Here is a 24911-nt window from a genome sequence, read left to right on the forward strand (position 1 = left end):
TTTCTGCAGCTGTGACAGGATTGAGCCCGTGACTTCTGCAGTTCCGACACCGCCCGTGCCCGCCGTCGACAAGCGTCCCGAGTCGATTTTCACCATGGGGACCAGGCTCGAGGACCGACTCGGACGAACCGGCACGATCCACACACCACACGGCGATATCGCGACTCCGTCGTTCGTGGCCGTCGGAACCAAGGCCACGGTCAAGGCCGTGCTGCCCGAGTCCATGAAGGAACTCGGTGCGCAGTCGTTGCTCGCTAATGCGTACCACCTGTACCTGCAGCCGGGACCCGACATCGTCGACGAGGCGGGCGGGTTGGGCAAGTTCATGAACTGGGACGGCCCTACCTTCACCGACAGCGGTGGCTTCCAGGTGATGTCCCTTGGCGTCGGGTTCAAGAAGGTGCTCGCGATGGAAGCCGTCGGCGTGCAGTCCGACGACGTCATCGCAAAGGGCAAAGAGCGTCTCGCGACGGTCGACGACGAGGGCGTGACGTTCAAATCGCACCTCGACGGCAGCAAGCATCGCTTCACCCCCGAGGTGTCGATGCAGATTCAGCATCAACTGGGCGCAGACATCATGTTCGCGTTCGACGAGCTCACCACGTTGCTCAACACCCGCGGCTATCAGGAGCGATCGGTCGAGCGCACGCAGGCCTGGGCGATCCGCTGCATCAACGAGCACGAGAAGCTCACGGCCGAACGCGCCGACAAGCCCTATCAGGCTCTCTTCGGCGTGATCCAAGGCGCGCAGTACGAAGATCTGCGTCGTCAAGCCTGCCGCGGACTCGAGTCGATCGAAGGCGAGAACGGATACGGCTTCGACGGTTACGGCATCGGCGGCGCCCTCGAGAAGCAGAACCTCGGAACGATCGTGCGTTGGTGTAACGAGGAACTACCCGAGAACAAGCCGCGTCATATGCTCGGCATCAGTGAACCGGACGACTTCTTCGTCGCAATCGAGAACGGAGCGGACACTTTCGACTGCGTCAATCCGTCGCGTGTTGCTCGCAATGCCGCGATCTACGTCCGCTCCGGCCGGTTCAACATCAATACCAGCCGATTCCGTCGTGACTTCACGCCTATCGACGACGAGTGCGACTGCTACACCTGCGCCAATTACACCCGCGCGTACATCCATCACCTGTTCAAGGCGAAGGAAATGCTCGCGTCGACGCTGTGCACCATCCACAACGAGCGATTCACCGTGAAGTTGGTCGACGACATCCGAGCCAGCATCGAAGGCGGATACTTCCACGACTTCAAAGCGGACATGCTCGGAAAGTTCTATGCGGCGAAGACGCCTGCACCTCAGACGTAGGTCGGTTCGCGCTTCTTCACGTAGGCGATGACGCGGTAGGTGATCGGCATGACCAGAACCTCGACAAGCGTCTTCCACAGGAAGCCAACCAGCACGTAGTTGATGAAGTCTTCCCACGTACTGATGCCGATGACACCGGCTGCGATGGAACAGAAGATGAGGGTGTCGGCGAATTCGCCGACGACGGTCGAGCCGATCAGCCGCGCCCACAGGTGCTTCTCCTGCATGCGCTTTTTCATCATGACCAGGACCAGGGAGTTCAGCAGCTGGCCGACGAGGTAGGCGGCCAATCCTGCGACCAGCAGCCGGGGAATGACGCCGACCACGGTTTCGAGGGCGGCCTGGTTCTCGTAGAACTCTGCCGACGGGAGTTGCACAGCGATCCAGAAGCACGCGGCGGCAAGAATCAGTGCGCCGAAGCCCAGGTAGATCGCGCGTCGGGTCGCTTTGAAGCCGTACACCTCGCTGAGTACGTCACCGAGGACGTAGGCAAGCGGGAACAAGAAGAATCCACCATCGGTGATTATGGGCAGAATCTGCAAGGGACCGAGCGAGAAGTCGGAATCCGCAAAGAAGGCGACCCCCTTTGTCGCCGCCACGTTCGAGATCAGCAGCGTTGCGGTGAAGAGCGCGACGATTGTCGGGTAATAACCCCGGCTGACGTGCGCAAATTTGGTTTCGTGGGTCGATTCGTCTTGCTGATCCTGAGCTGTCACGTCCGTCATCCAAGCACCACAAGGCGCTCGGATGCGAGTTGGCGACCGTCCAGTTGCGCAGAACACACCGAAGGCCCTGCGGTTTCACGTGGAGCCGCAGGGCCTTCGGTGATGCAAACGAACTGATCAGGCAGCTACATGGCCGCCGGTCAGCACGCGGTATGCGTAGGTACTGGCGATCAGCGCGACGGGCGCCGTCACGAGAAGACCGATTCCGCACAGCAGTGCGCCGATGATGTTGATACCGATCAGAGCGAGCGCCAGCAGGATCAACGTTCCGACGTTCGACGAGGTCAACGCGTAGCTCGATTTGATGCCCGAAATCGCATCCTGATTCTTGTCCACGATGAAGGTCAGCGTGTAGTAGAGCAGGAACGCCGCGATGATGCCGGGAATGATGCACAGAACCAAACCGACATAGGTGGCGACGGCGACAAGGAAACCGCCGAGAACAACTGCACCGATGTTCGTGAATTGGAAGAAGGTGCCGAAAGCCGGCTTGATTCCGTCCAATTCGCTCAACGCTCCACGAAGGAATGCGGCTTGGATGATGTAGCCGACGATTGCGGTGACCAATCCACCCACGATCGACAGCGCGCTGAATTCGGTATTGGTGTAGTCGAAGCCGTTGAAAGCACCCTGGATGAGTCCGGCGATCAGAAAAGCGATGATCGAGATCCCGATCCAGACCAGTGCGTTGTCTTTGAACTTGTTCCAGCCGTAGGAAATTGCCGCACCCACAGAAAGCTGGGGGGCGCCGAAGCCTGCGCCGTAGTCATTCGGGGGCGGAGGCGGGAAGTTGCCACCACCGGGAGGCGGCGGGTACCCACCGGGAGGCGGGTAGTTTCCGCCGGGAGGGGGATAGCTTCCCCCCTGCGGGGGTGGAGGGAAGTTGCCCTGTGGGGGCGGCGGGTAGCCGCCGGGCGGGGGATAACTTCCACCCTGCGGAGGACCGGCCGGTGGAGGATAACTCCCCGGAGGGGGTGTTCCCTGCTGGCCGTACGGATCCTGGGGTGGGAATTGCTTCCCGTCTTCTGGGTTCTGGTTGGGGTCTTGCCCACCGGTTGTCATATATGTCTACCTAACCCTTGACTACCTGAGTCCCACCAGCGAGCTCGTCATGCTTGCCCTGCTTGGTGGGGCTGTTGTTGATGGTGACCGCGATGACGATGTAGGCGACCAGCGCGAGGATTCCGCCGATGATCGGAATGATCGAGAGCAACGTGAAGGCGTTGCGAATCGCAGACTGCTGGACGGAGGGGCGAGGTGCGCCGCCCGGACCGTGCACTGAAAGGCCCAGAATCATCTTTCCCAAAGTCCGACCCTGCGTTACTTCCATTGCGATGAAGTAAGCGAAGGTCAGAATTCCCGAGAACAGTCCCGAGATCAGAATCAAGCTGTCGGAGTCACTGACCAAGAGAGCCAGAATCGCGGCGATGATGCCGACGATGATTCCGTCGATGATGCGGGCGCCGAGTCGAATCCACAGATCACCCGGCTGAGCACCCGAGGGCAGTCGATTTCCTCCGCCGTACGCACCTTGGTCGTTGAACTGCGGAGGCGGCGGGAAGTTGCCGCCCTGCGGAGGCGGCGGGTATCCACCGGGCGGCGGGTAGTTGCCACCTTGAGGGGGCGGGAAGTTCCCGCCCTGTGGAGGAGGCGGGTAGCTACCGCCCTGCGGGGGGCCTGCGGGAGGTGGGTAACTTCCGGGAGGAGGTGTTCCCTGCTGGCCATATGGATCCTGGGGTGGGAATTGCTTCCCTCCTTCTGGATTCTGGTTGGGGTCGTACCCGCCGGTTGTCATGTGTTCCCCTCAGTCGTAAATATCGCGCTCGAGTGTGACAGTGGATATGACCCTACTGGGATCAAAGAGCGATGTGGATGACATCTGCTCACTTGGATTCGGAGGTCACCTGTGGTTTAGGCTGCGTTGTATGACGAGTTCTGGGGGCAACAACGACGATTCTTCGAGCGATTACCAGGCAAAACCTGGATACGGAGAATTTCCGAGCCTGCCGCCCGAGGGGTACGGCGTGTCCCCGTCCGAAACGCAGTCTTCACCTGAAGTTCCCGGATATACCACTCCCAACGAGCAGTACCCGGGTTATCCGCCGCCGTCGTACAACCCAACCGGTAATACGCCTCAGCCGGGTGGAATTGGTGAACCCAATCCATACCTGCCGCCGCAGAATTTCGGACCGCCGAATCAATATCATCCGAATCAATATCAGCAACCCGGACAATACGGACAAGCTCAATACGGACAGCCCCAATACGGTCAACCGCCGAATGCGTACGGTCAACCGAACCAATTCGCTGGTGGATACATCCCGCCGATGCAGCCAGTCGGCACCAATGGTCTCGCAATTGCGTCGTTGGTGGTATCGCTTGCAGGCGGTTGCTTCTACAGTCTCGGCGGAATCATCGGAATCATTTTGGGAATTGTCGCGCTCAATCAGATCAAGCAGACAGGTCAAGAGGGACGCGGGCTTGCGATAGCCGGAATTGCGGTCGGAGCAACCTTCTTGGCCATTTTTGCTGTGATTCTCGTGGTCGCACTCATCGCGAGCGCATCGTCGTCGTACTGAAGTGGCGTCGTACTGAAGTGGCTGGCGCTCACACGGGAGTGACTATGGACGACGCAGGAAGCGGCTTCCCGAAGTAATAGCCCTGGCCCATGTCGCAGCCGGCCTGCAAGACGTTGGCTGCGTGTTCCGCGGTTTCGACGCCCTCGGCTATCGAATCAAGCCCGAGCTTCCGCGCGATGTCGGCGATTGACTCCATGACCATGAAGGCGCGGTCTCCAGCACGACCCGCTGCGCTGACGGCCCAGGTCAAGGATTGGTCGATCTTGAGAATGTCGAGCGGCAATTCCGACAACGCGGAGAAAGACGCGAAGCCCGCCCCGAAATCATCCAGCGCGATTCGAATTCCCTCGTTATGCAAGACGTGAAGGGTCTCGGCGGCATGCCGACCCACGACGCCGAGTTCGGTGACTTCCACGATGATTCTGCTCAGTGGGGTTTCTGAACTGTCCAGCGCTCCGAGGATCTCGTGAGCGGCGTGCGGGGTAGCGAGTTGGCGAGGTGAAAAGTTGACCGCGACCATCATGTGCTCAGGCCACGACGCTGTTTGGGCACAGATCATGTCCAGAGCCTGCAGCCCGATGGGAATGATGAGCCCAGAGGATTCGGCGGAGCGCATGAAATCTTGGGGTTCGATCAACCCTCGAAGCGGATGGCGCCACCGCAGAAGTGCTTCATAGCTGATAATTGCTGACGAGTTCAGATTGACCTGGGGTTGATACAACACCTCGAATTGATGGTCGTCGAGTGCCTCGCGAAGCTCGCGGACCATGCGTATTCCTTTTCGTCCTGAGTCGCCCGTGCCGCACGTGCGTGTCAGCGTGGATGCTGCAAGTGGGTACTGCGGTCGGATCCCAGGTTCAGATCCCGGGCGTAGTTTTGCAGGGACTACTCGCCCTGAATTTCCTTCGCCAGTCTTGACCGTACTTCACTAATCGAGAATTGCCAACGAATAGCTATTGCGGACGGCTTTGTCATATCGGACAATCGAGCTTTTGTCCCGACGAGGTGTCGATTGAAACTTCACTTACTTCGCCGGGAAAATCCACGGGGTTCGGGGGATCTTGCGAGAGTCGAATCGATCCGCCAATTGGGGTGGTGTGACAACTTCGCCGGGTTCAGCGAGACCGATGCTCGACGCGATCATTGTCAGGACCTGTTCGGCACTGCGTCCGGCCTCGAGTTGATCGGCCAGAGTCACTGCGCCGTCGCGCTTCGCGAGTCGTTTGCCTTCACTGTTCAACGCGAGAGGAACGTGGGCGTACGACGGCGGTTCGATGTCGAGCAGTTGAGCAAGGTGCGCCTGACGCGGCGCCGAGGTCAGGAGGTCGTCGCCGCGGACCACTTGATCGATGTTCTGCGCACCGTCGTCGACGACAACGGCGAGGTTGTAGGCGGGTACGCCGTCTCCGCGGAGCAAGACGACGTCGTCGACTTGCCCCGTCACCTCGCCGAACAGTTCGTCGTGCACGGTGAACGAATCGATGTCGGCCCGTAGCCTCAGCGCGGGGGATCGGCCGCTTGCCGATTTCTCGGCGCGTTCGGCCTTCGACAGGTTCCGGCACGTGCCGGGGTAGGCGCCGTCTGGAGCATGGGGAGCGGACGGTGCCTGCAGGATCTCCTTGCGTGTGCAGAAGCAGGGATAGGTCAGGTGGCGCTCGCGTAATAGTTCGATAGCGTTGTGGTACAAGGGAAGACGGTGCGATTGTAAGACGACTGGGCCGTCCCATGTGAGGCCGAGCCTGCGCAGATCGTCGAGTTGTCGTTCCATCGAGCCGGGTCGGACACGGTCGAGATCCTCGACGCGAATGAGGAAGTCGCGCCCGCTGGTGCGGGCGAACAGCCAGGCCAAGAGGGCGGTACGGAGGTTTCCCAGATGGAGATCGCCGGACGGGCTCGGCGCGAAGCGTCCTGCTCCGGCCACGTCAGCTGGCGAGCCCGACGGAGGCGAGCGGGTTCTCGGCGTCGTGCAGGGTGAGGCGGATCTGGGTTTCCAAAGCGTGATCGAGGTACTGCGGCGGATACATGGCGGGGCTTCCGAGTGCGTCGAGGGCCAATCCATTGACGGTTGAAAGTAGAAGTGCCGCTCTGGTTTCCGCTTCCGGAGTTCCGATCCCGATCAGAACTGTCGAGATGCCGGTGCGGATTGTGAACAGGGTTGTCCGGCGGATTTCGGAGAGTGACTCACTGGTTGCGGCGCGCACGGCAAACGCGGCGAGCACATGCGCCTCACGCGTGCGTTGCTCGTCGAGGGGCAGGAGTTGCGAGAGCGCCTGGAACAGGGCGGTATGCGGGTCCGCGTCGGCGGACGATTCGGCCAGTCTGGTCAACAATCGATCGACGAGTGTTCGCAGTGCGAATGCGAACATCTCGTCCTTGGTCGAGAAATGATGTTGCACTGCGCCGATCGAGACACCCGCCCGTTTTGCGACCTCGCGAACGCTGGCATTTTCCAGTCCGGATTCCGCGGCGACATCGAACAATGCCGCCGCAAGCAGGTCTGGACTCGTGGAGGATTTTCGGCGTTCCGGCATACCGCGACATTACATGTGTATGGAAGTAATGCCCACGTCAGGGGTACTTTTTCACGCCTTCCTGCCGAGGAAGGCAAGGAGTTTCGTCGCTTTGTCAGCGTTGTCCGGAACCTGTATTTCCGGGCCGCACACACCGCTCATGCGGATCGACTCGCCGAGGCCCGCGGCGATCTCCGACACCCACTCCACGTCCGTGTCACGCATCGTCGTATCGGTGCCGGTCGCGGCTGCGAGATCCCAACCGTGGATGACCAGATCGAAACACAAGAACCCCTCGACCGTGGCCCCGAGGTTGGTCCGGCCGAAGTGCCCGTCGTATTCGAGGGTGGACTTTGCCGGATCGTCCAGAATGGCCTGCATCGAATCTCGGACGGCCGCCCAGGCTGCCGACGGGTCGTCGTCGACCGACGGACCGGGTGCCAATTCCAGGCCGACTACCTTGACCATGTCGCGTTCGCTGTCGAGCACGTGTCTCACCACGTCGCGGGCGGTCCAGCCCTCGCAGGGGGAATCGTTGTCCCAGCGGTCGGCGGGTACGGCGTCGATCCGCGCCGTGAATCCGGCGGCCAGATCCCGATAACGCTGGGCGGGGGAGATCTCTGTTGAAGTCATGACAGCAATCCTTCTCCACCGCGGCGCGTCATGATTGATTATTTCGGACATTCACTCGATCTCCGGGGCTTCCGCCCAGATGTCCATCGGTACGACCCCGGCGCTCTTGCCTTCGTCATCGAGAAGTCGGCCCACCCTCTTCATCGATCGCAGCACCACTGACCTGTTCAGCACCACCAGGCCCGGTGCCTCTTGTGCGAGTTGTACTTCGGTAATGGGAGTTTCGCGAAGGGAGTGTGCGGCGATCGCGAGCAGTGTGTTGGCGCGTCCACCGGATATCCGCATGCACACTCGTGTTCCAGGCACTCGCTCCACCAGAGCACGAATCGTCGACCGGTCCGTGGGTTCGACATATCCCCACACCCAGGTCACGAGGGGCCAGCCGGACAGCGGTAGAGACACGTCGCAGCGGAACACGATTTGGTTGCGCGACGTCAGTTCGGCAAGTCGCCGCCTGACCGTACTTTCGCTCAGGCCGGTACCGACCGTGAGCTCTGCAATCGAGGATCGACCGTCCTCGCCCAGCTTCAATATCAATTGGCGGTCGACCGCGTCGAAAGTCTTCCCGTGATGGCGCTGATCCGTCGGAGCATATTTGTAGCGCACAGGCCGGTCTGTCATCACCGCCCGCTGCGTGGCATCGAGTACTTGCAATTTCCAGTCGTCTCCGATCGCGAAGACCTCGGTGACGAGGTGCGCACGCGAACTGACGATCCCGGGCACCGACGCGAGTGAGCGAAGCAGGAAACGCGACAGGAAAGCCATGTCTCTGACCTCGACGAGAAGGGTCAAGTCGCCTGGGCCGCTTGTGTGTTCGACGCTCAGAACCTGCGGCCAGCGGGCAAGACGTTCCGCAATCGCCAAGGCGTTCGAAGTCGTACAGTCGACTTCCACGAAAGCCAGACACGATTCCGGACGGCCGTGGCCGGTTGCCCTCGCGGAGACCCAGGCGGTGCCGGAGTCCTGTAGCCGTTGCCAGCGGCGCGCGACGGTAACCGGATCAACTTTGAGCGCGTCACCAACCGTGCGCCACGACGCTCGCGGGTCGAGTTGCAGGCAATTGATCAGGGCGAGGTCGACGTCGTCGAGCACGGCGGAATCCTGCGTTTCTTTGATCATGTTGCAAGTATCGTGCATCTTCATTGTGTCTGGGATCACTTCATTCATGCTCGAAGGGCAGAACGCGGTGGCAAGTGCCCACCACGTTCGTGCTGTGAAAGGAGAACCCAGATGTCGTCCACCACGTTGTCCGCTGTTCCAACCGAGAGAAGTCTCGACTGGGTGCAGCGCCTCATCGGAATCGATACAACGAGTGCCGTGAGCAATCGACCGTTGATCGATCTCATCGCCGCGGAACTACGTCGCCACGGGGTCGAGTCGATACTCGTTTCCGACGACGAGGGTTCCAAGCTGAACCTGTTGGCAACATTCACGCCTCCTGACGGAAGCACTGCCGGTGGAGTGATGTTTTCCGGCCATACAGATGTAGTGCCGGTCGACGATCAAGACTGGAGCAGCCACCCTTTCACTCCCGAAATTCGCGACGGAAGTCTGTACGGACGCGGCACGTGCGACATGAAGTCGTTCATCGGGATCGTTGTCGCGGCGATCCCCGACATCGTTGCTCGGCCGCTGGCGAAGCCGATTCACTTTGCATTCTCCTACGACGAGGAAGTCGGCTGCATCGGTGCGGCCGGGTTGGTCGAGGAGGTTGTTTCCCGGAACCTGCGCCCTGATGTGTGCGTCGTCGGAGAGCCGTCGGAGATGCGGGTCATTCGCGCACACAAGTCGATGAACGTCATACGTGTTGATCTGCATGGTGTTTCGGCGCACTCGTCGCTTACTCCGCAAGGAGTCAACGCGATCGAATACGGCGCGGAGTTGATTCGATTCGTCAGAAGCGCGGCCGACGAGCTCCGTGCGTCCGGCCCGTACGACGACGCATTCGACGTGGCCTGGACGACGTGCTCGGTCAATCTCGTATCCGGTGGGATCGCAGTGAACACTGTCCCCGAGGATTGCTCCATCACTTTCGAATTCAGGAGCATCAGCTCAGCTGGCGCCGCAGATTTGCTCGAACGCTTTGCCGCCGAGGCGAATCGGATCGAAAACCTGATGCAGGAAGAAAACCCGTCAGCCTCCGTGACGATGCACGTGTCGGCCTCGGTTCCTCCCCTGGAGACGGATGCGAATGCTTCGGCGGCCGCACTGGTCGAACAATGGGGTGGTCGACCCTCGGACGAAAAGGTCGCGTACGCCACCGAGGCCGGGATGTTCGCGAGTATCGGTGTCCCCACTGTTGTGTGTGGGCCGGGAAGCATCACTCAGGCGCATGCACCTGACGAGTACGTGACACTTGACCAATTGGCACAGTGCGAGCAGTTCGTTCGGAACGTCATCGCTCACGCCCGCGCCTGACCCACCCTCACCCCCTAAGGAAAACCATGTCCACGGCAACTACGCCAACCTCCGGAGCAGTCACCCCGGAACGCCTGGCCGCTGCTCGCAAGGCGGTGATCAGCAGTTCGCTCGGCGCTGCGCTCGAATGGTTCGACGTCATCGTCTACGCATCATTTGCAGTGGTCATCGCCCATAACTTCTTTCCCGGCGGCGACAACACTCTCGGCTTGATACTGACGTTCGCGACGTTCGCGATCTCATACGTCATCCGGCCGCTTGGCGGGATGGTTCTCGGAAGCTATGCCGACCGTCGCGGGCGCAAGAACGCCTTGACGTTGACGATGATGCTGATGATGATCGGCACGCTCATCATGGCCGTGGCGCCGACGACCTCGATGATCGGGCCGTGGGCCGGCGTCGTCATCCTGGTTTCGCGACTCATTCAAGGATTCTCCGCTGGCGGTGAATTTGGTACTGCTACAACCTTCCTCGTGGAAACTGCACCGCACAAGAAGGCGTTCTACTCTTCCTGGCAGGTTGCCAGCCAGGGTGCTTCGGTTTTCCTGGCATCGTTGTTCGGATACGTGCTCAATACCCATCTCTCGCATGAAGCGCTTTACTCGTGGGGCTGGCGCGTTCCGTTCTTCTTCGGCATCATCGTCGGGCCGGTCGGTCTCTACATCCGCGCCAAGCTCGATGAAACGGACGATTTCAAGACGAGCGTCCCGGAAAAGGCCCCGCTGAAGACGACGCTGACCAGGCATCTCGGCCGGGTGCTGACCGGCGCCGCAGTAGTCGGCGTCGCGACGATCTCGATCTACCTCATCTTGTACATGCCGACGTTTGCCGTGAAGAACCTCGGAGTATCCGCCTCTGCCGGCTACCTCGGCGGAATCGTCGCCGGACTGGTCACCTTGATCACCGTGCCGTTGATCGGTCATCTTGCAGACCGGGTCGGACCTGCGAGAGTTATGACCTGGGCCGCCGTTGCGGCAATCGTCCTGGCCTGGCCGCTCTTCAAACTGATGGTCGATCACCCCTCGACTCTGACGCTCGTCCTGGTTGTTTCGGCCCTGGGCGTCATCATGGCGTTTGCCTTCGGCCCCTTGCCTGCCTTGATGAGTTCGCTGTTCCCGGCGGAGATCCGGGCTACCGGGATGTCTTTGTCGTACAACCTCGGCGTGACCTTGCTCGGCGGAATCGCGCCGTTGGTCTTGACCTGGTTGATCAGTACAACAGGCTCGCTCGACGCTCCGAGCTACTACTACATGACGGTCGCAGTGCTCTCCCTCGGCGGGCTGTGGTCTGCCAGGACGCTTTTCAGTCAGAAGTGACGGCGGGGGAGCGCGGTAGCGATCATGCGACCGCGTCTCCCTCTGCCAGCGCGACAACGGTTTCCGACCCGTGCCAGTCGGGGGCTTGGGTTCGCAGTAGAGCTGCCGGGGTCAGCGAAGAGATTCGGCGGCATTCACGCGTCAAGTGGGCCTGATCGCTGAATCCGCAGTGGGCTGCGGATTCAGCGAGGCCCAGTGCGGGTCGACTGCGAGCGAGCGCCATGAAACGCTGGAGGCGCAGGATCGAGCGCAGCGTTGCAGGGCCGTATCCGAAGGCGTCGTTGCATCGACGCTGGAGTTGGCGCGAAGTCAGTGCCGCCGCGTCGGCGAGAGTGCTGACATTCCACGAATGTTCGGACAGTGCGGTGCGGACGTGGTTGATCACCGGATCGTGACGGAAACTCGAACTTGCCCAACTCCGGACAGCGCTTTCGAGGATCGAGACTTGTTCGTGGTCTTCGGAATTTTCCAAGCGGTTCAACAGTATTCGTTCCGTGCGTGCGTCGGTTACAGCGCTGAGGTCAGCGCGAGAATCTCGAAGCTCGGACGCCGAGGTTCGCAACATTGGCGATGCCGATCCAGGGCGGAATCGAACACCCACGGAGCGTGTTCCGGGCGGAAGAGTGAATGACCATGCAGCGGTTTCGGGGCCACAGACGCGTATGCCGACGCCACGTATCCACAGCACGTCCATGCAAGCATCGGGCACGAGCAGGTGTTCACCTTCTGCGCACGCCGTCCAGCCACACACCAGGATGTCGGAGAGATCCGGGGCGACCGATTGTGGTGTGTACCAACCCATGACAAGAGTCTATCGAGCGCCACCGACACGAAGGCGAGTTCATTCGACCGGGCCGAAGCGATATCCGAACCCCCGGATGGTTTTGATGTACTTCGGTTTCGCGGGATTGGATTCGAGTTTGGACCGCAAGCTGAGAATGGTCGCGTCGACCACACGTGTCTTTTCGTGGTCGGAACCCCAGACGTTTCGGATCAGATGATCACGCGAGTACACGCGCCCAGGCTCGGTCGACAGTTCCAGGAGTACCCGCCATTCGGTCCGGCTGAGGACGAGCAGCTTTCCGCCCATCGTCGCCGTCATCGCACGTCGATCGAGGAGAAGGTCACCGTGACGTTGGTGTTTTCCGGCGGCGGGATGCGCGGTTTCACGAAGGATCGCGGTGACCCGAAGATCGAGCGCGTGAGAATCGATCGGGTTCAGTACGAAGTCCGAGACAGCGCCATGTGGTGCTTCGTCGATGTCCTCGTGGGTATCCACCAACATCATGATCGGCATCGAACTGCGCAAGCGGATCTGTCGTGCAATCTCGTAGCCGTCGATGTCCGGCAACAAGAGATCGATCACGGCGATATCGAAACTGTCGGTGTCCAGGTCGTCGAGTAGGCGCCGCCCGGTGCGGACGAGTTGTGTTTGATGACCGAAATGTACTAATTCTGTCCCGAGTGTCTGGGCAAGCTCCGAACGGTCGGTAGCTGCAAGTATCAAGCTCACGTGAAATCCTCCCCCCGAAGGTGTTACTAGTCGTAACAGCTTGCATTCTGGCAGATCATCCACCGCATGGCCACAACAAGGTGGCTGATCAAAAGTTGAGGGAACCTGGGGGCGTTCGTCGCTAGACTTCTTTCATGGGCACTCTGTTCGCGTTGACGCTGCCAGGCTTGCTCGTGCTGCTGGTCCTGTTCGCGTTCGCCGAGACTCTCTGGAACCGGCTCACCGGTGGCCGGGCCCTGCCGTGGACCAGGGGGCGCACGACTCGTCCGGTCTCGGCTGCGGGCTTCGAAGAGGTTGCTGCCCTGTTTCAGGGGTCCAAGCATCATGAATTCGAACAGCGGCAGAGCGCGTTGATGCATCGTGAGGACGGAACCGACGGTGACCCGCCGTGGGTGTCCGTCGATCCGGAAGCTAACAAGGTCGTTCTCCGTCGACGGAGTTGACAGTCGCCAACAGTCGACGGAGTTGACAGTCGGGCTCAGGCCCAGTGGCTGGGGCGGGTCAGTGAATCGGGGAGTGTGGTAGCCGAATCGCCAACCGCCGCGTTGATCTGGAACTGAGTGAGAAAGATACTGCCGCGGAGTTTTGCGCCGCGAATGTCGGTGCCGCGCAAGTCTGCACCGATCAGATCAGCTCGATCGAGTTCGCAGTCGCGGAGGTCTGCACCGATCAGGTAACTCCCGCGAAAGTTGGCTCCACGTAGATCGGAACCACGAAATCTGGCGCCGATGAGGTCTGCGCCGCGGTGGTCGAGTTTGCGACCCTTCTTGCCTGAGATCGGCGAGCGCACAAGGTTACTCGTCTGCAAGAGCAGTGTGTTGACTGTCGCTCGGTGTGCTGAGACGTCGACGGCTTGAATCTGCGAAGGCGTGCCGTTGGTCAGGCTTTCCGTCTCTGCGAGTGCAGCGTCGAGTTCCTTTCGTATCGAGTGGGTTTGCTTCAGCGAGCGGGCTTCGGCGAGATACCAGAGCAGTTCGTGCAACTGGCGTACGACAGGGAACGTTTCGAACATGTCTGACGCGGTCTCCGGGGCATCATGCCAGCTGATGCCGTCGTAGGTCTGCTGTGAAACCTTCTGTCCCGCACCGAAACAGTCGTACACGGTGCAACCGGTGAAGCCCTTCTTTCGCAATCCGGTGTGAATGCCGCAGCGGAAATCCTGCTGCAGGTTCTTGCAGGGGTCGCCGGCATTCTTGTTGGTCGCGAAGTCGGAGGACTTGGAAAAGGGGAGTGCGACGCAGCACAGGCCGAAGCAACTGCTGCAATCCGCGAGCAGATTGGTCTGGCCGGCAATCACGCGTACTCCCGATTGTTGGGTTGGACGGAAAGTCTGGCTTCGAGTTCGTGAGTCTGTCAAACGAAATTGCGTGGTTCGGCAGCAAGAAGTCCAGCGACTCCGAGGTCGTATCCCGCGCAAATTGCGGGGTACCAATCCGGCAGACGTGATTCCGGACCACGCTCGTGAAGTAGGTCGAAAATCGGGTGGACGGCCCAGCTCGCTGCAACCAGTCGCCGTGCGGTACTCGGCTGCAGAACCAGTGCGCCGACGAAGACCACAAATGTTGCGGACACTGCACTCCATTCGCGAACGGGAATGGAGACGTCGACCAGGCGTCCCTGCCGAGCTTGTCCCTGCCGAGCCACGGGATAAACGGCCGCGGCGACCACGAGGCCGGCGGCGTAGGCAGGTGTTCGGCGGTGAGACATCCACTTTTTCACGGGGGCGTCGACAAGTGCACTCAGTATCAGGCCGGTACCTGCTGCGATGACCCGGCCAGTTGTCGAGGGACGCATTCGTCGACAGTATCGCTGCTCGGCGATGCTTCGTGGCAAAGAAAAAGTCCCCGACCAAGACTGGTCGGGGACTTCCCTGGCGGAGGATAGGGGATTTGAACCCCTGAGGGCGTTAACCCAACCCGCGTTCCAGGCGAGCGCCATAGGCCACTAGGCGAATCCTCCGTGGAGCAGCATACCCAATTGCAGGCGTGAAGCGTTAAACGGGTACCTGACCTGCGAAGAACCGGTGGATCTCAGGGTTTGCATCTCCACCCCGGTAGGTGGTGTGCAGCGGCCGACGAAAGCCGTCTACACTGTTCATTGGATCCCGCGCGGCGCGCATCCTGTGAACTCCCCCAGGGCCGGAAGGCAGCAAGGGTCAACGGGCTCTGCCGGGTGCGCGGGGTCCTCTATTTTTTCACATACCCGACCCCGCCTCGTCGGTGAAAGGCCGCTCCGGATGCCTATCCAAACCCAGATCGGGTTGATGAGCCATGAAGAACTCACCTCCGAGCATGAGAGCCAGAGCGCGAAGTACACGCAGCTCCAGGCGCAGAAGCTCGCACTCGATCTGACCCGCGGTAAGCCTTCCCCGGAACAACTCGACCTTTCCGCAGAGCTGCTGACGCTGCCCGGCGACGGTGACTTCCGTGACGGCAGCGGCACCGACTGCCGCAACTACGGCGGACTCACCGGTCTGCCGGAACTGCGCGCCATCTTCGGTGAGCTGCTGGGTATCCCCGTTGCGAACCTTCTCGCCGGCAACAACGCGAGCCTCGAGATCATGCACGACAACGTCGTGTTCTCACTGCTGCACGGCACTCCGGATTCGGCCCGGCCGTGGGCACAGGAAGAGAAGATCAAGTTTCTCTGCCCCGCACCGGGCTACGACCGCCACTTCGCGATCACCGAGTCCCTCGGCATCGAGATGATTGCGGTGCCGATGAACCACGACGGCCCGGATGTCGTCAAGATCGCCGAACTTGTTGCGTCAGATCCGCAGATCAAGGGCATGTGGGCGGTTCCGGTTTACGCGAACCCCACCGGCGCCGTGTACTCCGAAGAAATTGTCCGGACGCTCGCGTCGATGCCGACGGCCGCGCCGGACTTCCGCCTGTACTGGGACAACGCATATGCCGTGCATCCTCTCGTCGGCGAGACCGCACCTTCCTACGACATTCTCTCGATGGCAGCGGAGGCCGGACACCCCAACCGTCCTCTCGTGTTCGCGTCGACGTCCAAGATCACTTTCGCCGGCGCTGGTGTGAGCTTCTTCGGTAGCTCGGCGGAAAACCTTGCCTGGTACCAGAAGTTCCTGGGTAAGAAGAGCATCGGACCTGACAAGGTCAATCAGCTTCGCCACCTGCGTTTCTTCGGCAATGCCGACGGCGTTCGTGCGCACATGGAGAAGCATCGCGCGTTCCTCGCACCCAAGTTCGAGCTCGTACTGCGGATCCTCGAGGATCGTCTCGGTGCTTCGAAGGTCGCGTCCTGGACCGAGCCGAAGGGCGGATACTTCATCAGCCTCGACGTGGTCGACGGCACGGCCAAGCGCGTCATCGAACTGGCGAAGAACGCGGGTATCGCGCTCACCGCTGCCGGATCGGCTTTCCCGTACAGCACGGATCCGGACGACCGGAACATCCGGTTGGCCCCGAGCTTCCCGTCCACGGCTGAACTCGAAGTTGCCATGGACGGCGTGGCGACGTGTGTCCTGCTCGCAGCCACCGAATCGCGTCTCTCCGAGATCTGAGTTCTCTAAGCGGCGTGCCCGGTCGGTACTTTTCGGTCTCGTCTTGTACCGTTCGGAGCATCAATTCCCGACATAGGGTGTAAATCCCGGAGGTTGTAGTGACGGGCGCGATCAACGCTTCGGATGGACCCTCTTTCGAGGCGCACACCGCGAAATCAGAGTCGGTCATCGAAGCTGACATAACGCGACGCAGTCTCCGTGTCGGTGTTCTCGGATTCTCTGTGCTCGGTGTTCTGGCAGTCGCGTCCGTGCTGATGGTTCTTTTCGCCGTGCCGATGAATACGCGGTACTGGGGGATCTTCGAAAATTTCCTCGATCTCGACGTCTACCGCCACGGCGGCAGCGTTGTGGTTCAGGGCCTTCCGTTGTACGACGGGCCAGTCCTGGAAGGGATGATGTTCACGTACACCCCGTTTGCGGCTTTGCTGTTCACGGTGTGGGCGGTGCTCTCGTTCAAACAGGCGATTGTCGTGTGGACGGGTTTGAACATCGCTGCGTTGTTCGCAGTGATCGTGTTGTGCTGGAAGTACCTCGGTTATCGGCTCGACGTGAAGGCTTACGCCGTCAGTGCGTTGGCCACCACGATCTTTCTGTTCATGGAACCGATACGTACGACGCTCTGGCTCGGGCAGATCAACATCTTCCTGCTGCTCTTGATCGTGTGGGACCTCGGTCGGGACGAGAAGAGTCGGCTCCGAGGAATCGGGGCAGGCATCGCCGCCGGTGTGAAGCTCACTCCGGCCTTCTTCTGGGCGTACCTCTTCATCACTCGTCAATGGCGTGCGTTGGTGACGGCCGTCGTGACGTTCGCGGCGACCGTCGCGATTGGTTTCGTCGTGATCTACAACGATGCGTACAAGTACTGGACCGGCACTCTTGTCGACAGCGAACGCGTCGGACCGACGGATGCTCCGAGCAACCAGTCCGTGTCCGGTCTGATTGCTCAGCTCACTCACACTCCGACGCCGTCGCGGGTCCTGGTCCTCGTCTTCAGTGCGCTGGCGGTATGCCTCGGACTCGGTGCCGCGTGGATTGCTCACCGGCACGGCCAGAAATTGCTCGGCCTCACCATGACGGGGTTGACTGCGACCACTGTCTCGCCGTTCTCGTGGGGTCATCACTGGGTGTGGTTCGTCCCGCTGGTCGTCCTCGCCGCGCACTACGCGATGGTGTCGAAGAAGCGCTGGGCGTGGGTGGCGCCGTTCGTTTTCCTGCTCCCAGTCTTGAACTGGTCTCACACTTGGTGGGACCCGTCGGTCATTCCGGGTACGGATCGCTTTGTCGGAATGGGCCTGTTCATGTTCGTGCCACCCGAGTATCTGCGGATTCCGACCGTCGGCGTCTACCTCTGGGTCTTCACGCTTGCCGCGGTCTCGACGTTGGTTCTGTTCGGCTGGAAGAAGTGGAAGATTCCGGCTCCGGATGCGTCGGCGCCGGTCACAACTGCCGCCTGACGTGGCAGTATCGGACTCATGGCACTTCAACTGAACCTTGTCGGTGACCCCGAAGCTGATGCCCTCCTGGCCGAGGACCCGTTGGCGTTGTTGATCGGAATGCTTCTCGATCAACAGGTTCCGATGGAAACGGCCTTCCTCGGTCCGAAGAAGCTGGCGGATCGGCTCAGCGGTATCGACGTCAGGCGTATCGCCGACATGGACACCGACGAGTTCATCGCCATCTGTGCCGAGCCTCCGGCTGTGCACCGATTCCCCAAGTCGATGGGCGAGCGTATCCAGCTCATGTGCCAGTTCATCGTCGAGAACTACGACGGCGACACCGCGGCGATCTGGACTTCGGGAAATCCCGACGGCAAGGAAGTGCTGAAGCGGCTCAAAGCCCTACCCGGTTACGGGGATCAGAAAGCCCGGATCTTCCTGGCGTTGCTCGGAAAACAGATCGGCGTCGAGCCGAAAGGTTGGCGCCAAGCGGCCGGCGACTACGGGCTCGAGGGGTCGAGGCGCTCGATTGCAGACGTGGTCGACGAACAGTCTTTGCTCGAGGTCCGCGAGTTCAAGAAGGCCGCAAAGGCGGCAGCGAAGGCCGACAAGAAGTAGCCGCTTTCAGGATTTCCGGGACCCGCTGGCACGCACTACTTTCATCAGGTCGCCTGCGGGGCCCTCGAGCTGACGCGGCGGGCGCCACACTGCACGCAGGGATCGGTCGAGTTCCAAGCCTTCGACGGCTACGACCCGAAGTTCTCCCTGCTTCACCTGGTCCTCGACGGCCAGCGTGCTCAGTACCGCCGGGCCGACGCCACCGAGCACGCTGGTTCGAATCGCGGCCGAACTACCCAGTTCCAACAACGGTGCACCGCGCTCGTATTCGTGTAACGCCAGGTCGAGAGTCGTTCTGGTTCCCGATCCGGGCTCACGCACCAGCAGCGGTGTCGCTGCCAGTTCGGCGACGGTCAGCGGCTTTCGTCGACGCGCCCATGGATGATCCGGATGAACGACCACGACCAGCGAGTCACGCGCGACGGTGACGCTGGGCAGGCTCTTCGGAACGGTCGGTGACTCGACGAATCCTAGGTCACACATTCCTACTTCGACGGCTTCGAGTACGCGTGTCGAGTTGTAGACCTGAAGGTGGACGGTGACACCAGGATGCAGTGATCGAAAGACGCCGAGCCAGGCCGGGATCAGATGTTCGGCGACGGTCATGCTGGCACACACGGTCAATTCCGCGGATCGTTCGGTCCGCATCCCTTCGGCGACGTCGAGAAGCTGCCTCGAGTTGGCGAGGACGCGGCGCGCCCAGTGGACGATGACGGTCCCCTGCGGAGTCAAAGTCGCCCCCGTCGACCTTCGGTGTATGAGTGGCATCCCGAGCTGCCGCTCGAGGGCTTTGACGGCGCGGCTGGCATTCGGTTGTGCGATGTGAGCCAGACGGCTTGCAGCACTGAGGCTTCCGTGATCATCGATGCCGACGAGTAGCTCGAGTGTGGTGAGGTCGGGCCACCTTCTGGTCATGCAGACAGGCTATACCCAGCATCTATTCCATATCGATCTGATATGTCGTGATGGTAGAAATCGCCCTACCGGAGCGATGGTGGCTCAAGGACGCTGGATGAGTGAACCGTGATGTGAAGTCCGTGGCCGAGAAACCCGCAGTCGCCCCTTCGTCAGAAGTACGACGGTGGTCGAGTGTCGCTGCATTGGTGCCCGGAGTTGCGTTGTGCGCCTTGGGGGCCACGGTCGCGCTGGTTGCCGGTCAGTTCACCTCCGCCGTGAGTCCGTTGCTGATTGCGATAGTGGCGGGTGCGGTGTTGGCGAATACCGTCTCTTTGCCGGCGAAATTCCAACCTGGCCTGGCATTCTCGGCGAAACGGCTACTTCGGGTGGGTATCGCTCTGCTCGGGCTGCAATTGATGTTCTCCGACATCGTCGGTTTGGGTTGGGGAGTGATCGCCGTTGTGGTGGCGATAGTGTTCCTCGGTATCGCCGGGACCATGTATGCCGGAAAGCTTCTGGGATTGAGTTGGTCGCAGAGGATTCTGATTGCCTGCGGCTTCTCGATCTGTGGCGCAGCGGCTGTGGCTGCTGCGGACGGTGTGGTGAATGCGCGAGAGGAAGAGTTGCTGACCGCTGTTGCGCTGGTGGTGATCTTCGGAACTCTGATGATTCCGACGATCCCCTTGCTGGCCGATGCTTTCGGTATGAACGAGATCGAGGCGGGCATGTGGGCCGGTGGGTCGATCCACGAAGTGGCACAAGTAGTGGCTGCCGGCAGCGCTCTCGGCGCTACCGCGTTGGGTGTCGCGACCGTGGTGAAACTTGCGCGCGTATTGATGTTGGCGCCGGTCATGGCGTTTCTGAGCATTCGGCAACGCACGATGGTCGCCAACACCGCCACCAAGCGGCCCCCGCTGATTCCGTTGTTCGTCGTGGCATTCATCGGCTGCATGGGTTTGCGCTCCACCGGAATGTTGCCGAATGAGCTTCTCGGATTGGCGAAGACCGTGCAGACGGCGCTGTTGGCTGCTGCGATGTTCGCTCTCGGGCTGGGGGTGCGGCTGAGCGTCATTCGTGGAGTGGGCGCCCGACCATTCGTTCTGGCCGCGATTTCCACCGTGTGGGTGGCGACGATCGCCTACGTCGGAGTCGTGCTGGTCAGCTGATCGAGCGTTGAGTCCGCCATGCGCTCGGGCTCGTCGAGAACTGAGTGCGAAACCAGCGCGAGAAACTACCCTGCGTCGAAAACCCCAGGTGCACCGCCACTTCGGTCAATGAATAGCGAGGGTTGGCGACAAATCGTTCCGCGAGGGTGCTTCGGACCGAATTGAGAACGGCCGTGAACGTATCTCCGGATTCGGCGAGATGACGGTGCAGTGTCCGCCGGTCGAACCCGAGGCTTCGTGCCACCTGCTCGACAGAGCAGCGGCCGGTCGGAAGCAGAACTTCGATCAATTCCTTGGTGCGGCTGAGGGTGTCGGAGGTTTCCGATGCGGGAAGTGAGTCGAGGAACTGGCGAGCGTACGGCCGGAGCAACTCGTCGGACAGTTGGTTTGCCGCATCCAGGTCGGCGGCGAAGAAAACGATTCCGGTGAATTCGTGATCGAATTCCACGGTGTCGCCGAGGATTCGTCGATGCGTGCTCGTATCTTTCGGGGCATTGTGCGTGAATCCCACGCTGACCGGATGCCATCGAGAACCCAGGAAACTTCGCAGGATCTGCAGCGTCGCGCCGACTGCGAGTTCGACGCTCTGTCTGGTGTCGACCGGTTCGCCGACCTCGAGCGAGATTCGCAGGGTGGCGAGTCCGTTGACCTCGTTCAATCGGATGCGCAATGACTCGTTGTACGTGTGCTCGTATCGCATCAATACGTCGAGCGCGCTCCTGACGTCTGGTTCTTCCCTGATGACCAAGCTGAGGGGACCGAGATTGGACAGTCGACGCAGGCCGGCGAGTAGAAGCCCGAAGTCTTCGTGTCCGGACTCCGCTGCCGATCGCTCCAGGAGCGATGCGATGGAGGCGGCCGGTACCCATTGGTCGGGGTTCGCCAGGCTTGCCGGGCTCAGGCCGACACTTCTCATGAGGGCCACAGCGTCCACGTCCACTGTTCGGCACAGGTCGACGTATCGGTTCAGTGACGCGTAGCGGGCGAGTGGCTTCATAGGGCCCCCTTTACTCGATGTCCCGAAATGTTGTGTTGTGTGTCTCGTCAAGTTAAGCATGTGAGCCGGATCTCACATAGTTTTGTTCACATCAGTTCGGCACGACCGCGAAGTCGAGCACCGACTTCTGGAAGTTGTTGCGTACGAATACAGCTCGACCGTAATCGAGTCGAGCCCGCCCACAGAATTGGAGAGCATTGATGGCAAACGCCATTCGGTTCCATGAGATCGGCACACCGTCCGTCATGCGTTGGGAAGAGATCGAGGTAGGACGACCGGGTGCCGGAGAGGTTCGGGTTCGTCATGAAGCGGTGGGGTTGAACTTCGCCGACACCTACTTTCGAAGTGGCCTCTATCCTGCGCAATTGCCTGCCGGGATGGGCGTTGAGGGCGCCGGTGTGGTCGAAGAGATCGGCGAGGGAGTAGTCGATTTTGCAGTGGGGGACCGTGTGACCTACACCGGCAGTCCGCTGGGTGCGTACGCCACCGAGCGGATCATGGCGTCGTCCGACCTGATCGCGCTACCCGACGGCATCGCCTTCGACACCGCGGCCGCCATGACCATGCGAGGACTGACCGCCGCCTACCTTTTGCGTCGCATCTACCCGTTGAAAGCGGGAGACACCGTGTTGCTGCATGCTGCGGCGGGCGGGGTTGGACTGATCTTCACCCAGTGGGCAAAACTGTTGGGAATCAAAGTGATCGGAACGGTGTCGAGCGACGAGAAGGCGAGCGTTGCCCGAGCTCACGGGTGCGATGAAGTCGTCATCTACACCCGCGAGGACGTCGTAGCGCGTGTCAAGGAGATCACCGGGGGCGTCGGCGTGCCGGTTGTCTACGACAGTATCGGGCAATCCACGTTCGACATCTCTCTCGATTGCCTTGCCAGGCGCGGGCTGCTGGTGTGCTTCGGAACGGCGTCCGGGCCGACTCCGCCGATTCAGGCAATGCAGTTGGCCGTCAAGGGATCTCTCTTCCTCACACGTCCGGCACTTGCCGATTACATCGCGGATCCCGAGGAACGTGCCGAATTGGCGGGCGAACTGTTCTCATACGTCGAATCCGGGCGAATCAAGATCGAGATCAACCAGCGATACCCCCTCGAAGATGCGGTGCGTGCGCACCACGACATGGAGTCCGGTCGCAGTATCGGTTCCTCCGTCTTCTCCGTCTGAACCGAAACAGCACTTCCCAGAGGAATTGTCATGACCAACACCGCAACGTTGACAGAAAACCTTCCCTCGTCGACCAGCACGATCCACGTCGAGAAATTGACCTGTTCGATCGGGGCAGAGTTGTCCGGGGTGGATCTCGGCGAGGTCGCGCGAGATGCTGCACTCTTTGCCCAGATCAAGGGATTGCTGCTCGAACACAAGGTTCTGTTCTTTCGCGACCAGAACTTCTCCAAAGCCGAGCACGTAGAGCTTGCCCAGCGATTCGGTGAGCTCGAGGATCATCCGGCCCTGGGCAGCGACCCTGACCACCCGGGCCTGGTCCGCATCTACAAAGACCTGGACAGCCCACCGGAGCATTTCGAGAATGCGTATCACTGCGACGCCACCTGGCGCGTGAACCCGCCCATGGGATGTGTATTGCGTTGTGTGGAAACACCTCCGGTCGGCGGCGACACGATTTGGGTGAACATGGCACTCGCCTACGAGAATCTGCCGGCGCGGGTCAAGGAGCAGATCAAGGATCTGCGTGCCAGGCACAGTATCGAGTCGACCTTCGGCGCTCGGATGCCGATCGATCAGCGGCACCAGCTGAAGGAACGCTTTCCCGACGCCGAACATCCCGTGGTACGAACACATCCGGAGACCGGCGAGAAGATTCTCTTCGTCAATTCGTTCGCCACACACCTCGTGAACTATCACACGCCCGAGAACGTCCGCTACGGAATCGATTACGCCCCCGGTGCCGGAAACCTGCTCACCTACCTGGCCAGTCAGGCCCAGATTCCCGAGTATCAGGTTCGGTGGCGCTGGACCGAGAACAGCGTCGCGATCTGGGACAACCGGTCGACACAGCATTACGCGGTGCAGGACTACTGGCCCGCGGTTCGAAAGATGGAGCGCGCCGGAATCATCGGCGACGCACCGTTCTGATCTCTCTTCCCAGCCCCGAAGAAAATTCATTCACTCGATCGGAGTCACACTATGCATTTCCACGACGATTCACTGTTCCCCGAAACCCAGGACAAGCTTGTCATCACCGTTGCTCCCTACGGACCGGAGTGGGAGCCGGACGATTTTGCAGAAGACCTCCCGTTGTCGATGGACGAGCACGTCCAGCAAGCCGTCGACTGCTTCAACGCCGGTGCCACCGTTCTCCACATCCACGTGCGTGAACTCGACGGCAAGGGCTCGAAGCGACTGTCGAAGTTCAACGAGCTTCTCGGCCGCTTGCGTGAGGCCGTTCCCGAGATGATTCTGCAGGTCGGCGGCTCGATTTCGTTTGCCCCGGAGGGGGAAGGCGCCGATGCGAAGTGGTTGTCCGACGACGTGCGTCACATGCTGGCGGAATTGGAGCCGGCACCCGACCAGGTGACGATCGCGATCAACACCAGCCAGATGAACATCATGGAACTGATGACCGACGACGACATCGCGGGTACGTCGATGCAACGTCCGGAATTGGCCGATACGTATCGGGAAATGACCGTGCCCGCCGGTCCGGAGTGGGTGGCAGAGCACCTGCGCCGGTTGCAGGCCGCCGGAATCCAGCCGCATTTCCAGTTGTCCAGTATTCCGCAGCTCGAAACGGTGGAGCGGTTGATCCGACGCGGCATCTACACGGGTCCGGTCAACCTCACGTGGGTCGCAATCGGCGGCGGCTTCGACGGCCCCAACCCGTACAACATGATGAACTTCGTCCAGCGTGTTCCCGACGGTGCGTGCCTGACGCTGGAAACGCTGATGCGTAGCGTCCTGCCGGTGAACACGATGGCCATCGCGATGGGCTTGCACGCTCGTTGCGGCAACGAGGACACCATCTGGGGCCGCAAGGGCGAGAAGATGACGTCGGTGCAGCAGATCGAGCAGTTGGTGCGCATTGCAGGCGAATTGGGCCGCGAGGTGGCTACCGCGAAGGAAGCTCGGGACATCTACCGGATCGGTGAGACGTATGCCGACACCGACGAGACGTTGGCGAAGCTGGGTTACGCGCCCAACCGCCGGATCGGCCAGCTGGGATTCACGCAGCACGCCTGAGTTCGCACCCTCTCGTACAACAGTTCCGGGGGTACGAACCGCGACGG

Annotated in this window: 26 protein-coding genes, 1 tRNA gene and 1 other RNA gene; 13 read left to right on the top strand and 15 right to left on the bottom strand. The window is 60.9% G+C overall.

The features are described 5' to 3' along the window. Positions 1 to 28: 28 nt before the first annotated feature. Positions 29 to 1318 carry a tRNA guanosine(34) transglycosylase Tgt gene (gene tgt / locus QM596_RS25845; RefSeq protein ID WP_069146636.1) on the top strand — a complete coding sequence of 430 codons (1290 nt, stop codon included), beginning with the start codon at positions 29 to 31 and terminating at the stop codon, positions 1316 to 1318. Here the strand turns inward: tgt and QM596_RS25850 are convergent. The 3 genes from QM596_RS25850 to QM596_RS29745 form a co-directional block, all read right to left on the bottom strand. Beyond that, a complete protein-coding gene (locus QM596_RS25850) occupies positions 1309 to 2043 on the bottom strand; it encodes a queuosine precursor transporter (RefSeq protein WP_019746509.1) in 735 nt (244 codons plus the stop codon). The two genes, tgt and QM596_RS25850, sit on opposite strands and share 10 nt — an antisense overlap. A gap of 117 nt (positions 2044 to 2160) precedes the next feature. Next, the gene (locus QM596_RS25855) at positions 2161 to 2775 is read right to left on the bottom strand and encodes a hypothetical protein (protein WP_019746510.1); all 615 of its coding nucleotides are present in this window, start codon (positions 2773 to 2775) and stop codon (positions 2161 to 2163) included. Positions 2776 to 3115: 340 nt separating this feature from the next. Next, positions 3116 to 3838: an RDD family protein gene (locus QM596_RS29745; protein ID WP_020968189.1), complete on the bottom strand. Its 723-nt coding sequence runs from the start codon at positions 3836 to 3838 to the stop codon at positions 3116 to 3118. A 130-nt stretch (positions 3839 to 3968) separates the two neighbouring features. On the opposite strand from QM596_RS29745, the gene QM596_RS25865 reads away from it, so the two are divergent. Then, a complete protein-coding gene (locus tag QM596_RS25865) occupies positions 3969 to 4622 on the top strand; it encodes a DUF4190 domain-containing protein (protein ID WP_047888056.1) in 654 nt (217 codons plus the stop codon). A 28-nt stretch (positions 4623 to 4650) separates the two neighbouring features. Here the strand turns inward: QM596_RS25865 and QM596_RS25870 are convergent, their stop codons facing one another. The 5 genes from QM596_RS25870 to QM596_RS25890 all read right to left on the bottom strand — a co-directional run bounded on the left by QM596_RS25870 (position 4651) and on the right by QM596_RS25890 (position 8884). After that, positions 4651 to 5391, bottom strand: a complete 741-nt coding sequence (locus QM596_RS25870; protein WP_019746513.1) for an EAL domain-containing protein — start codon at positions 5389 to 5391, stop codon at positions 4651 to 4653. A 255-nt stretch (positions 5392 to 5646) separates the two neighbouring features. Continuing rightward, the gene (gluQRS, locus tag QM596_RS25875) at positions 5647 to 6543 is read right to left on the bottom strand and encodes a tRNA glutamyl-Q(34) synthetase GluQRS (protein WP_172932478.1); all 897 of its coding nucleotides are present in this window, start codon (positions 6541 to 6543) and stop codon (positions 5647 to 5649) included. A gap of 1 nt (position 6544) precedes the next feature. Further along, a complete protein-coding gene (locus tag QM596_RS25880; RefSeq protein ID WP_019746515.1) occupies positions 6545 to 7153 on the bottom strand; it encodes a TetR/AcrR family transcriptional regulator in 609 nt (202 codons plus the stop codon). A 51-nt stretch (positions 7154 to 7204) separates the two neighbouring features. Next, entirely contained in the window at positions 7205 to 7765 is a 561-nt protein-coding gene (locus QM596_RS25885) for a TIGR03086 family metal-binding protein (RefSeq protein ID WP_020968193.1), read from the bottom strand. 51 nt (positions 7766 to 7816) lie between these two features. Further along, positions 7817 to 8884 (bottom strand): Lrp/AsnC family transcriptional regulator, encoded by a 1068-nt coding sequence (locus QM596_RS25890; protein WP_283310246.1) that lies wholly within the window; start codon positions 8882 to 8884, stop codon positions 7817 to 7819. Positions 8885 to 8995: 111 nt separating this feature from the next. On the opposite strand from QM596_RS25890, the gene argE reads away from it, so the two are divergent. Next, positions 8996 to 10183, top strand: a complete 1188-nt coding sequence (gene argE / locus QM596_RS25895; RefSeq protein WP_283310247.1) for an acetylornithine deacetylase — start codon at positions 8996 to 8998, stop codon at positions 10181 to 10183. Positions 10184 to 10209: 26 nt separating this feature from the next. Next, positions 10210 to 11499 carry an MFS transporter gene (locus QM596_RS25900; protein WP_020905883.1) on the top strand — a complete coding sequence of 430 codons (1290 nt, stop codon included), beginning with the start codon at positions 10210 to 10212 and terminating at the stop codon, positions 11497 to 11499. A gap of 22 nt (positions 11500 to 11521) precedes the next feature. Here the strand turns inward: QM596_RS25900 and QM596_RS25905 are convergent, their stop codons facing one another. Continuing rightward, entirely contained in the window at positions 11522 to 12301 is a 780-nt protein-coding gene (locus QM596_RS25905; RefSeq protein ID WP_019746520.1) for a helix-turn-helix domain-containing protein, read from the bottom strand. A 39-nt stretch (positions 12302 to 12340) separates the two neighbouring features. Beyond that, on the bottom strand, positions 12341 to 13012 hold the full coding sequence (locus QM596_RS25910; RefSeq protein ID WP_279217774.1) for a response regulator transcription factor: 672 nt from the start codon (positions 13010 to 13012) through the stop codon (positions 12341 to 12343). A gap of 134 nt (positions 13013 to 13146) precedes the next feature. Between QM596_RS25910 and QM596_RS25915 the strand changes: the two genes are divergently transcribed. Then, positions 13147 to 13455, top strand: coding sequence for a DUF6191 domain-containing protein (locus tag QM596_RS25915; RefSeq protein ID WP_007731580.1), 309 nt, complete (start codon positions 13147 to 13149; stop codon positions 13453 to 13455). A gap of 35 nt (positions 13456 to 13490) precedes the next feature. On the opposite strand, the gene QM596_RS25920 is transcribed toward QM596_RS25915, so the two are convergent. The 3 genes from QM596_RS25920 to QM596_RS25930 form a co-directional block, all read right to left on the bottom strand. Then, positions 13491 to 14309: a pentapeptide repeat-containing protein gene (locus QM596_RS25920; protein ID WP_283310248.1), complete on the bottom strand. Its 819-nt coding sequence runs from the start codon at positions 14307 to 14309 to the stop codon at positions 13491 to 13493. Positions 14310 to 14365: 56 nt separating this feature from the next. Further along, positions 14366 to 14806, bottom strand: coding sequence for a hypothetical protein (locus QM596_RS25925; protein ID WP_019746523.1), 441 nt, complete (start codon positions 14804 to 14806; stop codon positions 14366 to 14368). 77 nt (positions 14807 to 14883) lie between these two features. Next, a tRNA-Ser gene (locus tag QM596_RS25930) sits at positions 14884 to 14971 on the bottom strand. A 136-nt stretch (positions 14972 to 15107) separates the two neighbouring features. Between QM596_RS25930 and ffs the strand changes: the two genes are divergently transcribed. The 4 genes from ffs (at position 15108) to QM596_RS25950 (ending at position 18595) form a co-directional block, all read left to right on the top strand. Next, an RNA gene (gene ffs, locus QM596_RS25935) (signal recognition particle sRNA small type) lies at positions 15108 to 15207 on the top strand. A 41-nt stretch (positions 15208 to 15248) separates the two neighbouring features. Then, positions 15249 to 16541, top strand: a complete 1293-nt coding sequence (locus tag QM596_RS25940; RefSeq protein ID WP_019746524.1) for an aspartate aminotransferase type Ic — start codon at positions 15249 to 15251, stop codon at positions 16539 to 16541. Positions 16542 to 16639: 98 nt separating this feature from the next. Continuing rightward, a complete protein-coding gene (locus QM596_RS25945) occupies positions 16640 to 17995 on the top strand; it encodes a glycosyltransferase 87 family protein (protein ID WP_283310249.1) in 1356 nt (451 codons plus the stop codon). An 18-nt stretch (positions 17996 to 18013) separates the two neighbouring features. Beyond that, on the top strand, positions 18014 to 18595 hold the full coding sequence (locus QM596_RS25950; protein WP_019746526.1) for an HhH-GPD-type base excision DNA repair protein: 582 nt from the start codon (positions 18014 to 18016) through the stop codon (positions 18593 to 18595). Positions 18596 to 18601: 6 nt separating this feature from the next. Here QM596_RS25950 and QM596_RS25955 read toward each other — a convergent pair whose 3' ends face one another. After that, positions 18602 to 19510 carry a LysR family transcriptional regulator gene (locus tag QM596_RS25955; RefSeq protein ID WP_020905889.1) on the bottom strand — a complete coding sequence of 303 codons (909 nt, stop codon included), beginning with the start codon at positions 19508 to 19510 and terminating at the stop codon, positions 18602 to 18604. 101 nt (positions 19511 to 19611) lie between these two features. Here QM596_RS25955 and QM596_RS25960 point away from each other — a divergent pair, with 101 nt between their 5' ends. Then, positions 19612 to 20658: a YeiH family protein gene (locus tag QM596_RS25960; RefSeq protein WP_283310250.1), complete on the top strand. Its 1047-nt coding sequence runs from the start codon at positions 19612 to 19614 to the stop codon at positions 20656 to 20658. Here the strand turns inward: QM596_RS25960 and QM596_RS25965 are convergent. Continuing rightward, positions 20651 to 21655 (bottom strand): AraC family transcriptional regulator, encoded by a 1005-nt coding sequence (locus QM596_RS25965; protein ID WP_021342611.1) that lies wholly within the window; start codon positions 21653 to 21655, stop codon positions 20651 to 20653. The two genes, QM596_RS25960 and QM596_RS25965, sit on opposite strands and share 8 nt — an antisense overlap. 200 nt (positions 21656 to 21855) lie before the next feature. Between QM596_RS25965 and QM596_RS25970 the strand changes: the two genes are divergently transcribed. Genes QM596_RS25970 through QM596_RS25980 form a run of 3 tightly spaced genes read left to right on the top strand, consistent with a single transcriptional unit; the run spans position 21856 to position 24864 of the window. After that, entirely contained in the window at positions 21856 to 22830 is a 975-nt protein-coding gene (locus tag QM596_RS25970) for a quinone oxidoreductase family protein (RefSeq protein WP_283310251.1), read from the top strand. A 30-nt stretch (positions 22831 to 22860) separates the two neighbouring features. Next, a complete protein-coding gene (locus tag QM596_RS25975) occupies positions 22861 to 23760 on the top strand; it encodes a TauD/TfdA dioxygenase family protein (RefSeq protein WP_021342614.1) in 900 nt (299 codons plus the stop codon). Between the two features lie 51 nt (positions 23761 to 23811). Beyond that, positions 23812 to 24864, top strand: a complete 1053-nt coding sequence (locus tag QM596_RS25980; protein WP_003943988.1) for a beta-keto acid cleavage family enzyme — start codon at positions 23812 to 23814, stop codon at positions 24862 to 24864. Positions 24865 to 24911 lie beyond the last annotated feature (47 nt).

Origin of the sequence: Rhodococcus sp. IEGM 1406, from assembly GCF_030056745.1 — a bacterium.
Taxonomy (GTDB): Bacteria; Actinomycetota; Actinomycetes; order Mycobacteriales; family Mycobacteriaceae; genus Rhodococcus_F; species Rhodococcus_F erythropolis.

What these genes read in the sequence shown, in the direction of transcription:
- QM596_RS25850 (WP_019746509.1), bottom strand. Translation starts at nt 2,043, where the DNA reads ATGACGGACGTGACAGCTCAGGATCAGCAAGACGAATCGACCCACGAA.
- QM596_RS29745 (WP_020968189.1), bottom strand. Translation starts at nt 3,838, where the DNA reads ATGACAACCGGCGGGTACGACCCCAACCAGAATCCAGAAGGAGGGAAG.
- QM596_RS25865 (WP_047888056.1), top strand. Translation starts at nt 3,969, where the DNA reads ATGACGAGTTCTGGGGGCAACAACGACGATTCTTCGAGCGATTACCAG.
- QM596_RS25870 (WP_019746513.1), bottom strand. Translation starts at nt 5,391, where the DNA reads ATGGTCCGCGAGCTTCGCGAGGCACTCGACGACCATCAATTCGAGGTG.
- QM596_RS25880 (WP_019746515.1), bottom strand. Translation starts at nt 7,153, where the DNA reads ATGCCGGAACGCCGAAAATCCTCCACGAGTCCAGACCTGCTTGCGGCG.
- QM596_RS25885 (WP_020968193.1), bottom strand. Translation starts at nt 7,765, where the DNA reads ATGACTTCAACAGAGATCTCCCCCGCCCAGCGTTATCGGGATCTGGCC.
- QM596_RS25890 (WP_283310246.1), bottom strand. Translation starts at nt 8,884, where the DNA reads ATGATCAAAGAAACGCAGGATTCCGCCGTGCTCGACGACGTCGACCTC.
- argE (WP_283310247.1), top strand. Translation starts at nt 8,996, where the DNA reads ATGTCGTCCACCACGTTGTCCGCTGTTCCAACCGAGAGAAGTCTCGAC.
- QM596_RS25900 (WP_020905883.1), top strand. Translation starts at nt 10,210, where the DNA reads ATGTCCACGGCAACTACGCCAACCTCCGGAGCAGTCACCCCGGAACGC.
- QM596_RS25905 (WP_019746520.1), bottom strand. Translation starts at nt 12,301, where the DNA reads ATGGGTTGGTACACACCACAATCGGTCGCCCCGGATCTCTCCGACATC.
- QM596_RS25915 (WP_007731580.1), top strand. Translation starts at nt 13,147, where the DNA reads ATGGGCACTCTGTTCGCGTTGACGCTGCCAGGCTTGCTCGTGCTGCTG.
- QM596_RS25925 (WP_019746523.1), bottom strand. Translation starts at nt 14,806, where the DNA reads ATGCGTCCCTCGACAACTGGCCGGGTCATCGCAGCAGGTACCGGCCTG.
- QM596_RS25940 (WP_019746524.1), top strand. Translation starts at nt 15,249, where the DNA reads ATGCCTATCCAAACCCAGATCGGGTTGATGAGCCATGAAGAACTCACC.
- QM596_RS25950 (WP_019746526.1), top strand. Translation starts at nt 18,014, where the DNA reads ATGGCACTTCAACTGAACCTTGTCGGTGACCCCGAAGCTGATGCCCTC.
- QM596_RS25955 (WP_020905889.1), bottom strand. Translation starts at nt 19,510, where the DNA reads ATGACCAGAAGGTGGCCCGACCTCACCACACTCGAGCTACTCGTCGGC.
- QM596_RS25965 (WP_021342611.1), bottom strand. Translation starts at nt 21,655, where the DNA reads ATGAAGCCACTCGCCCGCTACGCGTCACTGAACCGATACGTCGACCTG.
- QM596_RS25970 (WP_283310251.1), top strand. Translation starts at nt 21,856, where the DNA reads ATGGCAAACGCCATTCGGTTCCATGAGATCGGCACACCGTCCGTCATG.
- QM596_RS25975 (WP_021342614.1), top strand. Translation starts at nt 22,861, where the DNA reads ATGACCAACACCGCAACGTTGACAGAAAACCTTCCCTCGTCGACCAGC.
- QM596_RS25980 (WP_003943988.1), top strand. Translation starts at nt 23,812, where the DNA reads ATGCATTTCCACGACGATTCACTGTTCCCCGAAACCCAGGACAAGCTT.